We start from the raw sequence: 13,359 nt of genomic DNA, 5'->3' as shown, positions 1-13,359 counted from the left end.
TTGATTTGGAAACCGCGTTTTATCAATATGTACTGATAACCTTTTGAAAACCTACTAAAGGGAGCTGAATGTATGGAATACAGAAATTGGAATATTGATAGGTTAGAAGAGTTGGTGGGTCTTTGGAATCGGGAGATAGGTCACGATTTTCCAATGAGTCCTGATTTATTCAAACAAAATAGCTTTGACGATTGTAATGTGTTTACAGAGGGTTCACTTATTGCGGTAAATGAAGATAATCATGTAGTTGGATTTGTTGTAACAAAAAGATGGCAGGATGAAATAGATGTTGGGATTAGTAAAGAAACGGGATGGATCCAAGTATTGCTTGTGGATCGAAATTACCGCAACCAAGGGATTGGTAAAAAACTACTTCAGCATGCAGAGCAAAAATTACAAGAGAGTGGTATGAATCATATATGGTTAGGAAAGGATACGTGGCACTATTTTCCAGGAATTCCGACTCAATATGGTGAAACTGCAAAGTGGTTTGAAAAATGTGGATATATACATAGTACCAAGGAATATGACTTAGATTGTCATTTTGAAGAACATGAAATAGAGGTTCCATCAAAAGAGGGAGTGACGCATTCACTTCTTCAATTGGAAGAAAAGGATGAATTTCTATCATTTATGCATCGTTGTTTTCCTGGAAGATGGGAATATGAAGCGATTCAATATTTTCAAAAAGGTGGCCAAGGTAGGGAGTTTGTTGTCCTTAAAAAGAATGAACGGATAATCGGTTTCTGTAGGATAAATGATTCTAGTTCACCGGTCATTGCTCAAAATGTCTATTGGTCTTCATTGTATCAACAAGAATTGGGGGGGATAGGCCCACTCGGGATTGATTCGAATGAGCGAAAACACGGGTATGGACTATTCATTGTCGAAGCTGCAGTTTCCTACTTGCACAAGCGCCAAATTCGTTCAATGCTTATCGATTGGACCGGATTAGTGACGTTTTATAACAAGCTTGGTTTTGAAGTTTGTAAAAGCTATAGCTCGTATTTCAAAAAAATATAAAGGTAGGTAAAATAATGAGGGAAAAGATACTAGCATTTCTTCAGAGGGAGATTGACTTAAAGCATATACCTGGCGCGGTAATAGGTATTACTCATAATGGAAAAGTCATCATAGAGGAGGCAATAGGCCATAGTGCAGTATATCCAGAAAAAACACCGATGAAACAAAATACTGTATTTGACCTAGCTTCATTGACTAAAGTGGTAGCAACCTTACCTGTCATATTAAAGTTGATTGATGATGGGGAAGTTCGATTAGATGATCCAGTTTCTTTTTTCCTACCTGAGTTTGGACAGAAGGGTAAAGAGCATATTACAGTAAGACATTTGTTAACACATACATCCGGATTGCCTGCACATAAGCAATATTATGTAGAGGACTTAACGACAGACCAAATCCTTGAACGGATCTATGGAGAGTCACTCGAAGTACCGACTGGAAGCAAAGTAATCTATAGTGATTTAGGATTAATCACACTATATAAAATTATTGAGCTACTAACAGGGCAACCTTTTGAACGGTTTGTTGAGAAAGAAATCTTTGCCCCACTTGGAATGATAGAAACGGGATTTAATCCAACCTTTGAAAAAGAAAGGTTTGCTGCTACAGAATTTAGTGAAAAACTGAAAGGCTATAAAAAAGGAATCGTCCACGACGATAATACAGAGTCAATGGGTGGAATAAGTGGTCATGCAGGCTTGTTTTCAACCATTCAAGACCTTCAAAAATATGCTGAGATGATTGAAAATAATGGTGCATATAAGGGAAAGCAAATTCTATCAGAAGCTGTTCTACATTTATCAAGAAATAATTTTACCTCTTTTGACCAGGAGTATAGGGGATTAGGCTGGATTTTAAAAAGCCCGGTGTTGTCATCCTGTGGTGATCTATTTTCGCAAGGTTCTTATGGACATACAGGATTCACAGGTACAAGTATCTGGTTTGATCCAAAAGTGAACCTTACTGTTATTCTTTTGACAAACCGTGTGCATTTTGGGAGACAACCGCACATTTTACGGCTAAGACCGAGGTTGCATAATATGATTCGAGCCCATTTTTAGTCAGGTTAACATTAACCTTTACATGAGACCAGAGATGGTCTTTTTTTTGTTGCAGTTACTTGCGATTAAGTGAGTGGTTTTACTGGAATTCGCCAAAATCCCAGTCATTTCGCTCGTTTATGATCTGGGTTCTACCAGTGATCGCCAAAAGTCTGGTCATAATAAACGTCTATGCTCTTGGTTTTTCCAAAAAAACACCAAAAGCCCAGTCATATCGCTTGTTTATACAATAGGTTTTACCAGGAATAACCAAAGGTCTAGTCGTATCACTCGTTTATGCACAGGGTTTTACCAAGAATATCCAAAACTCCGTTCATATCACACGTTTATACTAAAGGTTTTACCAGTAATCCCCAAAACCCTAGCCATATCCATCGTTTATTCTTAAACTTTTACTAAAATTACCCAAAAGCGGTCTCAAAGCAGATCTATGTCCTCCAAAACTCAAAACCAAACTGATAAAACCGCACTCTTTGTATCACAAATCCAAAACTAACAAATAATATAATAATAATAAGAAAAAGTGTCCACGGGGTATAAACATTTTATGAATAATGTGGTAAAGTAGGAAGTATAAATGTTGATATAAAAGGATTTATGAAAAGTAAAATGTATTCCCTAGAAATACACTTGTCTTTTGCAAACATACAAAGGAGGATTCAAATGTCGAAGGTGTTGGACTCATTTTTGCATGAAAATCTGGAGGATTTAAAGACGAAAGGTCTTTACAATGTAATCGACCCTCTACAAGGTGCAAACGGACCTATTATTAAAATCAATGGAAAAGAGCTTATTAACCTATCTTCTAACAACTACTTAGGATTAGCTACCGATGAGCGTCTAAAAGAGGTTGCGAAGGAAGCAATTGATACGTACGGAGTTGGAGCAGGTGCGGTTCGAACCATCAATGGTACACTTGATCTTCATATAAAACTAGAGGAAAAGCTGGCTGAGTTTAAACATACAGAGGCAGCGATTTCATATCAATCTGGCTTTAACTGTAATATGGCTGCAATTTCAGCGGTTATGGATAAAAACGATGCGATTCTTTCGGATGAGCTAAATCATGCTTCTATTATTGATGGATGCCGTCTTTCAAAGGCGAAAATTATTCGTGTCAACCACTCTGACATGGATGATTTACGAAAAAAGGCAAAAGAAGCAACTGAATCTGGTTTATATAACAAAGTCATGGTCATCACAGACGGAGTTTTCTCCATGGATGGTGACATTGCGAAACTACCTGAAATCGTAGAAATTGCAGAGGAATTTGATCTCATTACATATGTAGATGATGCACACGGTTCAGGTGTTTTAGGAAAAGGTGCTGGTACGGTTATGCACTTTGGTCTTTCCGATAAAGTAGATTTCCAAATTGGAACTCTTTCAAAAGCGATTGGTGTTGTCGGTGGTTATGTAGCAGGTAAGAAGGCGTTAATTGATTGGCTAAAAGTTCGAAGCAGACCATTCCTATTCTCAACTGCTGTTACGCCAGCCGATGTTACTGCCGCTACAAAAGCAATTGAAATTTTAATGAGCAGCACAGAACTTCACGACAAGCTATGGGATAATGCCAATTACTTCAAGCAACAGTTAAAAGAGCGTGGTTTCGATATTGGCCACAGTGAAACTCCAATCACACCAGTAATTGTTGGGGAAGAAGTAAAAACACAAGAGTTCAGTAAGAGATTAATTGAAGAAGGCGTCTATGCAAAATCGATTGTATTCCCAACTGTACCAAAAGGAACAGGAAGGGTCCGCAATATGCCAACAGCTGCACATACAAAAGAAATGCTTGATGAAGCCGTTGCAATTTATGAAAAAGTAGGCAAGGAAATGAACATTATCTAAAAGCTGATCAGAAGATCATCTTGGGGGAATGAATAATGGAGAAAATTATTGTTACTGGAGCCTTGGGCCAAATCGGTTCAGAGCTTGTCACAAAACTTCGTAACGTTTATGGTGCTCAAAATGTTGTGGCAACAGATATTCGAAAAACGGATAGTGAGGTTGTTCACTCTGGTCCGTTTGAAATTTTAGATGTAACAGATGGAAAAGCAATGTACGATATTACGAAAAAATACAATGCAGACACATTAATTCACTTGGCAGCATTGCTATCCGCAACTGCAGAAGCGAAGCCACTATTAGCTTGGAATTTAAATATGGGTGGACTTGTAAATGCATTAGAAGTTGCTCGTGAATTGCGTTGTCAATTTTTCACACCAAGTTCAATTGGGGCATTTGGTCCTTCTACACCAAAGGATGCAACCCCACAGGACACCATTCAGCGCCCTACCACCATGTATGGTGTGAACAAGGTTTCTGGCGAATTACTTTGTGATTACTACAATCATAAATTTGGTGTTGATACAAGAGGACTCCGTTTCCCAGGGCTTATTTCGTATGTGACCCCACCTGGTGGTGGTACAACAGATTATGCTGTGGAAATTTATTATGAAGCACTGAAAAATAAAAGCTATACATCGTATATTGATAAAGGTACGTATATGGATATGATGTATATGCCAGATGCGCTTCAAGCGATTGTAGATTTAATGGAAGCAGAGGAGTGCAAGCTAAAACATCGAAATGCTTTCAATGTTACGGCGATGAGCTTTGCGCCAGAAGAAATTACAGCAGTTATCAAAAAGCATATTCCAGAGTTTACGATGAATTATGATGTTGACCCAGTCCGTCAAGCGATCGCTGAAAGCTGGCCAAATTCAATTGATGCAACTGCAGCAAAAGAAGAGTGGGGCTTTAAAGCACAATATGATCTTGAATCAATGACCAAAGATATGTTAGAAAAATTGAGTGTCAAGCTAGTGAAAAATGCAGGCTAAATAAAAAGGAGGAGTATGAATCATTGAGGATTCATACTCCTTTTTTATCCTTCTTAACAGCCATGCCTGTAAATTCTAATAGTGTACGTTCATTAGACGCCCATTTTTCTCCGAGTATTACTAGGTTTTTTTGTTTGCTGGCTTTTCATTTTTTTTGTTGAAAGATCCGCATTCATTTTTCCTTTCGTATTGGAAGACTGGGCCTTTTTGTTTTCAAGTTGCTGCTTCATAGCCTCTTGTAGACTAATTTTCTTTTTAGGTGCTTCGGGTTGATTATTTTCTGTCATAGAAAATCTCTCCTTAATGGATATGTAGTTAGTCTAGTATAATCTATTTGCATTCAATTGGGAAAGGTCCACGATAGCGAAAATGGGAAAATAGGGATGCTGACAGAAGAAAAACCACTAAACAGTGGTTTTTTTAATCCCGAATGGCTCCTGCTTCTCTAGAAGTCATGGCGCCCTGGCCTTGGCTAACATCCTTTTGAATTTCTTGTTTCACTTTTTGTGGGTCTGTTCCTGACACATCTGTTTGCATCGTATTCTGTTTAGGTTGTTTTTGCGGCATAGTAATTCCTCCTGCATTTTTTCTTCTACAAATCATAGTATTAGCAATACGTCCCGTTACATCCATACTTTCATTTTAAGGACAAAAAAGAGCATGTGACATCAATGCCCTTTAATAAAAAAAGCTAGGGAAACAATCCCTAGCTTTTCTCACACATCTTAATTCATTTCAACTTGTACTTTTTGCTTTTTCAATTTCACTGCAAAATACCCGATGGTAATCGCAATGAAGGCCACCATATAGGTTAAGAGAATCAAGTTGTTATTCCACATATAACTGAAATCACCGCTTGAAATGACAGCTTTAAATGACTGTACGGAATATGTCATTGGTAAAAGTGCGTTAATTGGTTGTAATGCAGTTGGGATTAGTTCAAGTGGGAAAGTTCCAGCACTTGTTGTTAATTGTAAAATTAAGACGATAATCGCAATGAAACGACCAGGGTCCCCCAACATAGTCACAAGCATTTGGATTAAAGTTAAGAAAGTAAAGCTTGTGATTAAAGATGTGACAAAGAATAATGGGACACTTGCGACCTCAATTTTTAGACCTTCTAATAGTATGATGTCAACAAGGGCTGCTTGGAACACTCCGACAATGGCTAATACACCAAATTTACTAAAGAACCAGCGGAATGCATTAGTTGGTTGAACAACAGGATCTTTAAGTTTAAATACAATTGACATGAGTAATGCACCAACAAATAGACCAAGTGAGATAAAATATGGTGCAAAACCTGTTCCATAGTTAGGGACGGTATTCATTTCTTGCTTTTTAACAGTGACAGGTTCGCCCATCATGTCGTAGGTTTCGTTGGATGCCTCTACAGAATTTGCTTGTTCAGCACCTTCCGCAAGTTTCTCCGCGAGTTCATCCGAGCCTTTGGCAAGTTGGACAGTGCCTTCTTCTAATTCTTTCGAACCATCCGCAAGTTGACCTGCGCCATTTTGTAGTTGACCGGCACCATTTGTTAATTGGTTCATACCATTGTTTAATTCGTTAGCGCCGTTATTAAGTTCAACCGAACCATTGTATAATTGGCTAATTCCTTGTTGTAGACTTCTATGACCTTCATTAATCTGTTGAAGCCCAGCTAATAATTGGTTAAAGGAAGGGCTTGTTTGGGATATTAGCTGTTCCTCTAAACCAGTTGTTGCGGAACCAAACTGTTGATGTAAGCCAGTTTTAAATTGTGTGAACCCTTGGTTAAGTCCATTTTCAACGCCTGCTGATATACCAGGTTCAAGTTTTTGCTGCAATTGCTGTTCTAATTGCTGTTGTAACTGTTCTTTCGTTGGCTGTTTTTGAGCCATTTGTGCAATAAAAGCAGAAGCATGCGTTTCGTCCATTATTTGATTTTCAATTAAGGTCGTTTTAAGCTGCTCCATTTGTTGTGTTTGAGATGCGAGCATTTGGTCTGCTAGTTGTTCAGAAAGGCTGGCTGCAATCCCATTTGTTAGTTGAGTTGATAGCCCAGCGTTAAGTTTCATCTCAAGTTCATCTATACCTTCATCAACTTTGCTAACATTACTGTTAAGTTGAGTTGTTACTTCTTTTGCAATTTGCTTTGGTAGTTCTTCCTTCATGAGGGCAAGCCCATCTTGAATTTGATCGGTTCCATCCACTAAAGAAGGAATTTTTTGATTCACTTCGTTAAGCCCTGCTTTTACTTGATTAGTTCCAGAAGCAAGACCAGTTGCTCCGGATTCTGCTTTTTTAACTCCATTTGTAAATTCAATTGATTTTGAGGCTAAATTAGCTAGGTTTTCCTCTAGTGTTTTTGAACCGTCATTTACTTTCGCTACACCTTCCGCAAGTTGTTCAGAACCTTCACTTGCTTGGGTTAAACCGTCTGCCAGGTTTTGAACCTTGCCAAACATGGTTTCAGCGTAGGTGGCAGTAACATTCTTTGATACTTCTGCTTTTATTCTTTCAATTGCGGTTTCCCCAATTTGAGAGGACAGAAAGTTTGTGCCTTCATTTGGCACATACTTAAGTTCCAATTTTTGCGGTTGACGATCTAATAAGGAAGTTGCGTTTTTTGAAAAATCCTCAGGTATTTCAACGAGTATATAATAATCCCTGTTCTCAAGCCCGTTGTATCCTTCTTCCTTTGAGACAACATGAAAATCGAAGGTGTTGTTATTGGAAAGTTTGTCTGTCAACTCATTTCCAAGTTGTAATTGGTCCCCTTCAAATTCAGCTCCAATATCCTCATTCACAATAGCGACTGGTAAATTTTCCATCTGGTCATATGGATCCCAAAATGCCCAGAGAAACATACCTGCATAAAGAACAGGCACAAAAGCTACTGCTAAAATTGGAATGAGGACTTTGCGATTTGAAAGGATATGTTTTAATTCAGCAAAAAAGGATGATCCCTTCATATATAAACCTCCTAATAAAATATGACTGTTTTATTCAAATGGTCATTTTAAGCCAATTAAGATGGGTACTCAACTTGAGGACCCATGGCATGACTATTTCTCTAACCCTTTAAAAAAATACAGCTGAAATAAATTTGAAATTTCTTCTTTTTCGAGTGGTGTGTGGCTTCGTTCCCAATCAAAGATTAAGGAAACATATAGCTTCAACATGACGAAAGCTGTGATCTCTGGGTTACAGGGCTTAATTTCATCGCGGTCGATTGCTTCTTGAATCATGTCTTTCGTATAGTTAATGATCGCCTGCTCAACACGCTGGACAACCTCAACAACTGCCTGTGTTCCGATATCTCTTTCCTCTTGAAAAAGCTTAATCGTTAGCTGGTGGGACTTACGAAATTCTAGCAATCGAAAAAGTATCCGGTGTGCATTTTCATAAAAGGTACTGTTTTCATCCATTGCTTCTTCGGCTACCATTTTCATATCCCGAATGAGTGTACTAATGATCTCATCGAATAACTCCTCTTTGTTCTTAAAAAAGGTATAAATTGTACCTTTACCAACGCTCGCAAGCTTCGCAACCTGATCCATTGTTGTAGCCTTGTACCCGAATAAAGAGAACGATTTAGTCGCAGCTTCAATAATTAACTGTTTTCTATCAATCGCCACTTTTGATCACCTCACTTTAGGCGGATTGACCAAATGGGGAATTCGGTCATTTAATTCACAACGAGAAATATAGCACACTAAATGATACATTGCAAGTCTTGTTTATCTTTTACTTTAACGGCGTACATATTAGTGAACTTTAATGATTTAATGAAAACGCTAAACTTTTTTGTTGTAATTATTTTTTGCCCGTGCTAATATAAATCTTGTAAAAGGAATGCAACCGTTTGCGCAACAATTGCGCAAAAGCAGTAAAGTTAAAAGAATATAGTAATATCAATAGTTTATATATTTTAAACTCAATGAAAGCGTTTAATCGGTAGAATGGAAAAATGACTAATTTCTACAAAAAAGTCTAAATTTATGCAATCGGTTTCCTAAACCTGTGCAACGGTTCCTTCCTTTCAAAAATGTAAACTGGGGGTTTTATCATGAAAGCAAAGAAACTTTTTCCTGCAGTAATGGCACTCTTATTCCTTTTAAGTGTTGTACTTGTAGGATGTTCATCAGATGGAGAAAGCTCAAGTGGGAATAAAGGTGAATCAAAAGCAACAACAGTAGATATCTTCCAATTTAAAGTGGAATTTAAGGATCAATTTGAAGCTGTTGCAAAGCAATATGAAGAGTCACACGATGGTGTTAAAATCAACATCACAACTGTTGGTGGTGGAGAAGATTATGGTGCAGCACTTCGTTCAAAATTTGCTTCAGGTGAAGAGCCAACTATTTATAACATTGGTGGACCTCAAGATGTTGCAGACTGGGTAGATAGCTTAGCAGACCTTGCTGATACAGCAGCAGCTGGTGCTGCATTAGAAGGAACTCTTGAAGGAGTTACACAAGATGACAAAGTGTTAGGACTACCTTTTAACCAAGAAGGATATGGATTCATTTACAATACAGCAGTATTTGAAAAAGCTGGAATCAATCCGGATGAAATTACAACCTTCGCAGCTTTAGAAGAAGCGGTAAAAACATTAGACAGCAAGAAGGATGAATTAGGTTTAGACGCAGTGTTCGCTCTACCAGGTAAAGAAAAATGGGTAACGGGCTTACACTTATCAAATGCTTTCTTATCCCCTGAATTTGAAGGGAATGTATTAGGAACATTCGATTCTGCAAGTGTAGATTTTAAATATGGTGATGCATTTAAGAAGGTTCTAGACTTACAAAATGAATATTCTGTTCAACCAACTGTAAGTTTAGATTATGCAATGCAAGTAGAAGAGCTATTCTCTACTGGTCGAGTAGCAATGATTCAGCAAGGTAACTGGGTATATGGATCAATCGCAGGTATCGATGAAGAGCTTGCAAATAACGGAGTAAGCATTTTACCAATCCCTGTTGAAGGATACAAAGAAGATTCAATTCCAGTTGGAATTCCAATGTACTGGGCAGTTAATAGCAATAAAGACGAGGCAGAAGTAAAAGCTGCAAAAGACTTCTTAGACTGGTTATATACGTCTGAAGAAGGAAAAACAGCTGTGTTAGAAGACTTTAAATTTATCCCTGCGTATGAAGGGTTTGACGCTTCAAAAGTATCTGATCCACTTGGGAAATCGGTGTATGAGTATGCAACAGAAGGGAAGACAATTCCTTGGGTATTCATGGGCTACCCAACTGGTTGGGGCGAGCAACAGCTTGGTGTTAATGTTCAAAAATACATCAGCGATGAAATGAGCTGGGAAGATCTTGTGAAAGAATCTCAAAAGGCTTGGGAAGACACAAGAAAATAATCGATTCAGCTAACAATAGAAAACAAGGCAGCGTATGGTTGCTTTGTTTTCTCCTTTTATACAAAATGAACGGGAGCCCGTGCTCCCCCAAATATGATTGAAATGTTTTTCGGATTTCGATCAATTGGAGGAATTTACTATGCGAAACCGGAATCTATGGTATTGGTTATTTTTAGCCCCAACGCTTGTAGCACTTGGAGTTGTTATAATCGTGCCATTAATTTTTGGAACCTATTACTCTTTTACAGACTGGAACGGAATTAAGATTACCGAGTTTGTTGGACTTGAGAACTATCAAAAGTTACTTGAGGATAAAGAATTCATGGACTCTCTATGGTTTACTGTGAAATTCTCAGTCGTGTCGATTTTCCTCATTAACTTTTTTGGACTTTCATTAGCATTACTTGTAACGCAAAAACTTAAAACAAACAATATTTTACGTACAATCTTTTTCATGCCGAACTTAATTGGAGGGCTTATCCTCGGGTTCATTTGGCAATTTATTTTCATGAAGGTATTTGCGAGTATTGGAGATTTAACGGGGATTGCAGCTTTCAAAGGCTGGTTATCGACAGATACCACTGGTTTTTGGGCATTGGTTATTCTCATGAGTTGGCAAATGGCTGGATATATCATGATTATCTATATTTCCTATCTGGAAAGTGTTCCCCAGGAGTTATTAGAAGCGGCGGAAATTGACGGGGCAAGCAGCTTCCAGCGTTTTATGAACGTAACATTCCCACTTGTCGCACCGGCATTTACTGTTAGTTTGTTTTTAACGTTATCTAATACGTTTAAGCTATATGACCAAAACCTAAGTTTAACAGGTGGCGGGCCTTATAATTCAACACAGATGGTAGCAATGGAAATTTTCAAAACCGCCTTCTCAGAAAACAATTATGCGTATGGACAGGCAAAAGCGATTATTTTCTTCCTAATCGTGGCGGCGATATCCTTAACACAGGTGTACATCAATAAGAAACGGGAGGTCGAGATGTAATGAAAAGTAAAAAAAGAAAATTATATTTGCTTGAAATTCTAGGCATTGTCCTTGGCCTAATTTGGCTCTCCCCTTTCTATTTGATGATCGTAAACTCATTTAAAACAAAACGTGAAATTTTTACAGATACTCTAAAACTTCCGGATGTATTTACATTTGATAACTATGTTCAGGCATTTGAAGAGCTTGATTTTATCCGCACTTTCTTTAACTCTGTCCTAATTACGGTCTTAGGTGTTGCTGTGATTATTCTCTTTTCATCGATGGCAGCATACGCATTAAATCGTCGCAAAGGAAAAGTAAGTGGTCTCGTTTTCTTCCTTTTTATCGCAGCGATGCTGATTCCGTTCCAATCCGTCATGATTCCATTAGTATCACTGTTTGGTAAAATGGAACTATTAAATCGATTTGGAATCATTTTTATGTATCTTGGCTTTGGTAGTAGTTTATCGATTTTCTTATATCACGGATCCCTACAAGGAATCTCAAAATCATTAGATGAAGCAGCCACCATTGATGGTGCAAACAGATGGCAAATTTTCTGGCACATCATTTTCCCGATGTTGAAGCCAATTTCAGTAACAGTAGCTATTTTAAATATTATTTGGATTTGGAATGACTACCTATTACCATCTCTAGTCATTAACCAAGAAGGAATGCATACGATTCCATTGAAAATGTTCTTCTTCTTTGGTCAATATACGAAACAATGGCATTTAGCCCTAGCAGGATTAACGCTTGCGATTATTCCAGTGATACTTGTGTACTTCTTCATGCAAAAACACATTATCAAAGGAATTGCAGAGGGTTCCGTAAAATAATTATTGATAACGAAGGATTGAATTGATTCCTTTTATATAAAATGAAACGAAATATCACAAGCTTTTTGATGTCAGCTCCAGGCGCCATCGGCTCGAAATAACAAGCTAACCGCTTCTGAAGGTAAAGAACGCCTTCTGTCAGTGATTTTCTTGTGCTTGCAGCCGATAAACGGGCACCTTGCGCTTTTCTAATATGGAGGGTATGTATGGCTATTACAATAAAAGATGTTGCAAAAGAGGCAAATGTCTCGCCTTCCACTGTCTCAAGGGTCATAGCAAATAACCCTCGAATTAGTGAAGAAACGAAAAAACGAGTACGTGAAGCGATGGATAAGCTCGGGTATCATCCTAATTTTACAGCACGAAGCTTAGCGGTGAATAGCACAGCAACCATTGGGGTTGTGATGCCATTCTCAGCATCCCATGTGCTTCAAGATCCGTTTTTCCCGGAAGTGATTAGAGGGATCAGCGTACAAGCACGTGAACATAAGTATGGATTGTACCTTTCGACAGCTGGAACGGAAGATGAGATTTATGAAGAAGTTGTTGGGATGGTCCAAGGTCGCCGTGTAGATGGCTTAATTCTCCTCTATTCGCGGACAGATGATCGTATTATCAAGTATTTACAAAAGATCGATTTTCCGTTTACAGTGATTGGTCGACCTGTGATAGGTGCAGAACGGGTCACGTATGTCGACAATGACAATATCTACATCACGAAGGTCGTAACGGACTATTTGATTGCCTTAGGCCATACGAAAATTGCATTTGTCGGCTATGATGGCGACTTCGTGTTTATGCTCGATCGACTTGAAGGATACAAACAAGCGCTAAGCGAGGCTGGGATCTCTTTTAATGAGGACTATATCGTTCAAAAGAGTACGATAAATAAAGGCAAAGAAGCGATTATATCTTTTTTAAGTTCGGTTAAAACACCTACAGCATTGGTTTGTACAGATGATTTTATCGCGATTGAATTGATGAGTCACTTTGAAGAATTGAATATTCGCGTCCCAGAGGACGTTTCCATTGCAAGCTTTAACAACGTACTACTGGCTGAATATTCGAAGCCTCCCCTCACCTCAGTGGATATTGATATTTTTCAACTGGGAGTTGAAGGTGCAAGCTGTTTGATTGAAAAAATAAAAAATCCAGATGTCTTACCAAAGCGGATTACGATACCGGCAAAACTAATTGAACGGAAGTCGTGCGTAAGGATTAAATAAAAATGAAGGTTTAAAAAGGAGGATAA

The 13,359-nt window shown here is 38.2% G+C and carries 12 protein-coding genes; 8 read left to right on the top strand and 4 right to left on the bottom strand.

The window, feature by feature from the left end; translation table 11 throughout:
• Window positions 1-72 precede the first annotated feature (72 nt).
• The 4 genes from NST91_RS25010 (at window position 73) to NST91_RS24995 (ending at window position 4,930) form a co-directional block, all read left to right on the top strand.
• Complete coding sequence (locus NST91_RS25010; RefSeq protein ID WP_341333304.1) at window positions 73-1,023, top strand: GNAT family N-acetyltransferase; 951 nt, start codon at window positions 73-75, stop codon at window positions 1,021-1,023.
• A 14-nt stretch (window positions 1,024-1,037) separates the two neighbouring features.
• Entirely contained in the window at window positions 1,038-2,084 is a 1,047-nt protein-coding gene (locus tag NST91_RS25005; RefSeq protein WP_341333303.1) for a serine hydrolase domain-containing protein, read from the top strand.
• A gap of 663 nt (window positions 2,085-2,747) precedes the next feature.
• Window positions 2,748-3,935: a glycine C-acetyltransferase gene (locus NST91_RS25000; RefSeq protein WP_341333302.1), complete on the top strand. Its 1,188-nt coding sequence runs from the start codon at window positions 2,748-2,750 to the stop codon at window positions 3,933-3,935.
• A gap of 35 nt (window positions 3,936-3,970) precedes the next feature.
• On the top strand, window positions 3,971-4,930 hold the full coding sequence (locus tag NST91_RS24995) for an L-threonine 3-dehydrogenase (RefSeq protein WP_341333301.1): 960 nt from the start codon (window positions 3,971-3,973) through the stop codon (window positions 4,928-4,930).
• Between the two features lie 92 nt (window positions 4,931-5,022).
• Here NST91_RS24995 and NST91_RS24990 read toward each other — a convergent pair whose 3' ends face one another.
• The 4 genes from NST91_RS24990 to NST91_RS24975 all read right to left on the bottom strand — a co-directional run bounded on the left by NST91_RS24990 (window position 5,023) and on the right by NST91_RS24975 (window position 8,550).
• A complete protein-coding gene (locus tag NST91_RS24990; RefSeq protein WP_341333300.1) occupies window positions 5,023-5,217 on the bottom strand; it encodes a hypothetical protein in 195 nt (64 codons plus the stop codon).
• A 133-nt stretch (window positions 5,218-5,350) separates the two neighbouring features.
• Entirely contained in the window at window positions 5,351-5,497 is a 147-nt protein-coding gene (locus NST91_RS24985; RefSeq protein ID WP_341333299.1) for a hypothetical protein, read from the bottom strand.
• 158 nt (window positions 5,498-5,655) lie between these two features.
• Window positions 5,656-7,884 (bottom strand): YhgE/Pip family protein, encoded by a 2,229-nt coding sequence (locus NST91_RS24980; RefSeq protein ID WP_341333298.1) that lies wholly within the window; start codon window positions 7,882-7,884, stop codon window positions 5,656-5,658.
• A 93-nt stretch (window positions 7,885-7,977) separates the two neighbouring features.
• On the bottom strand, window positions 7,978-8,550 hold the full coding sequence (locus tag NST91_RS24975; protein ID WP_121448360.1) for a TetR family transcriptional regulator: 573 nt from the start codon (window positions 8,548-8,550) through the stop codon (window positions 7,978-7,980).
• Window positions 8,551-8,981: 431 nt separating this feature from the next.
• Here NST91_RS24975 and NST91_RS24970 point away from each other — a divergent pair, with 431 nt between their 5' ends.
• From NST91_RS24970 to NST91_RS24955, 4 genes are all read left to right on the top strand, one after another.
• Window positions 8,982-10,286, top strand: coding sequence for an extracellular solute-binding protein (locus tag NST91_RS24970; RefSeq protein ID WP_121448359.1), 1,305 nt, complete (start codon window positions 8,982-8,984; stop codon window positions 10,284-10,286).
• A gap of 139 nt (window positions 10,287-10,425) precedes the next feature.
• Window positions 10,426-11,286, top strand: a complete 861-nt coding sequence (locus tag NST91_RS24965; protein ID WP_121448358.1) for an ABC transporter permease subunit — start codon at window positions 10,426-10,428, stop codon at window positions 11,284-11,286.
• On the top strand, window positions 11,286-12,107 hold the full coding sequence (locus NST91_RS24960; protein ID WP_341333297.1) for a carbohydrate ABC transporter permease: 822 nt from the start codon (window positions 11,286-11,288) through the stop codon (window positions 12,105-12,107). The genes NST91_RS24965 and NST91_RS24960 overlap by 1 nt, the downstream gene beginning before the upstream one ends.
• Window positions 12,108-12,313: 206 nt before the next feature.
• Window positions 12,314-13,333 carry a substrate-binding domain-containing protein gene (locus NST91_RS24955; protein ID WP_121448356.1) on the top strand — a complete coding sequence of 340 codons (1,020 nt, stop codon included), beginning with the start codon at window positions 12,314-12,316 and terminating at the stop codon, window positions 13,331-13,333.
• Window positions 13,334-13,359 lie beyond the last annotated feature (26 nt).

Source organism: Ferdinandcohnia sp. FSL W7-1320 (genome assembly GCF_038050315.1).
Classification (GTDB): Bacteria; Bacillota; Bacilli; order Bacillales; family Bacillaceae_L; genus Ferdinandcohnia; species Ferdinandcohnia aciditolerans.
This window is presented reverse-complemented; position numbering and strand designations above follow the sequence as displayed.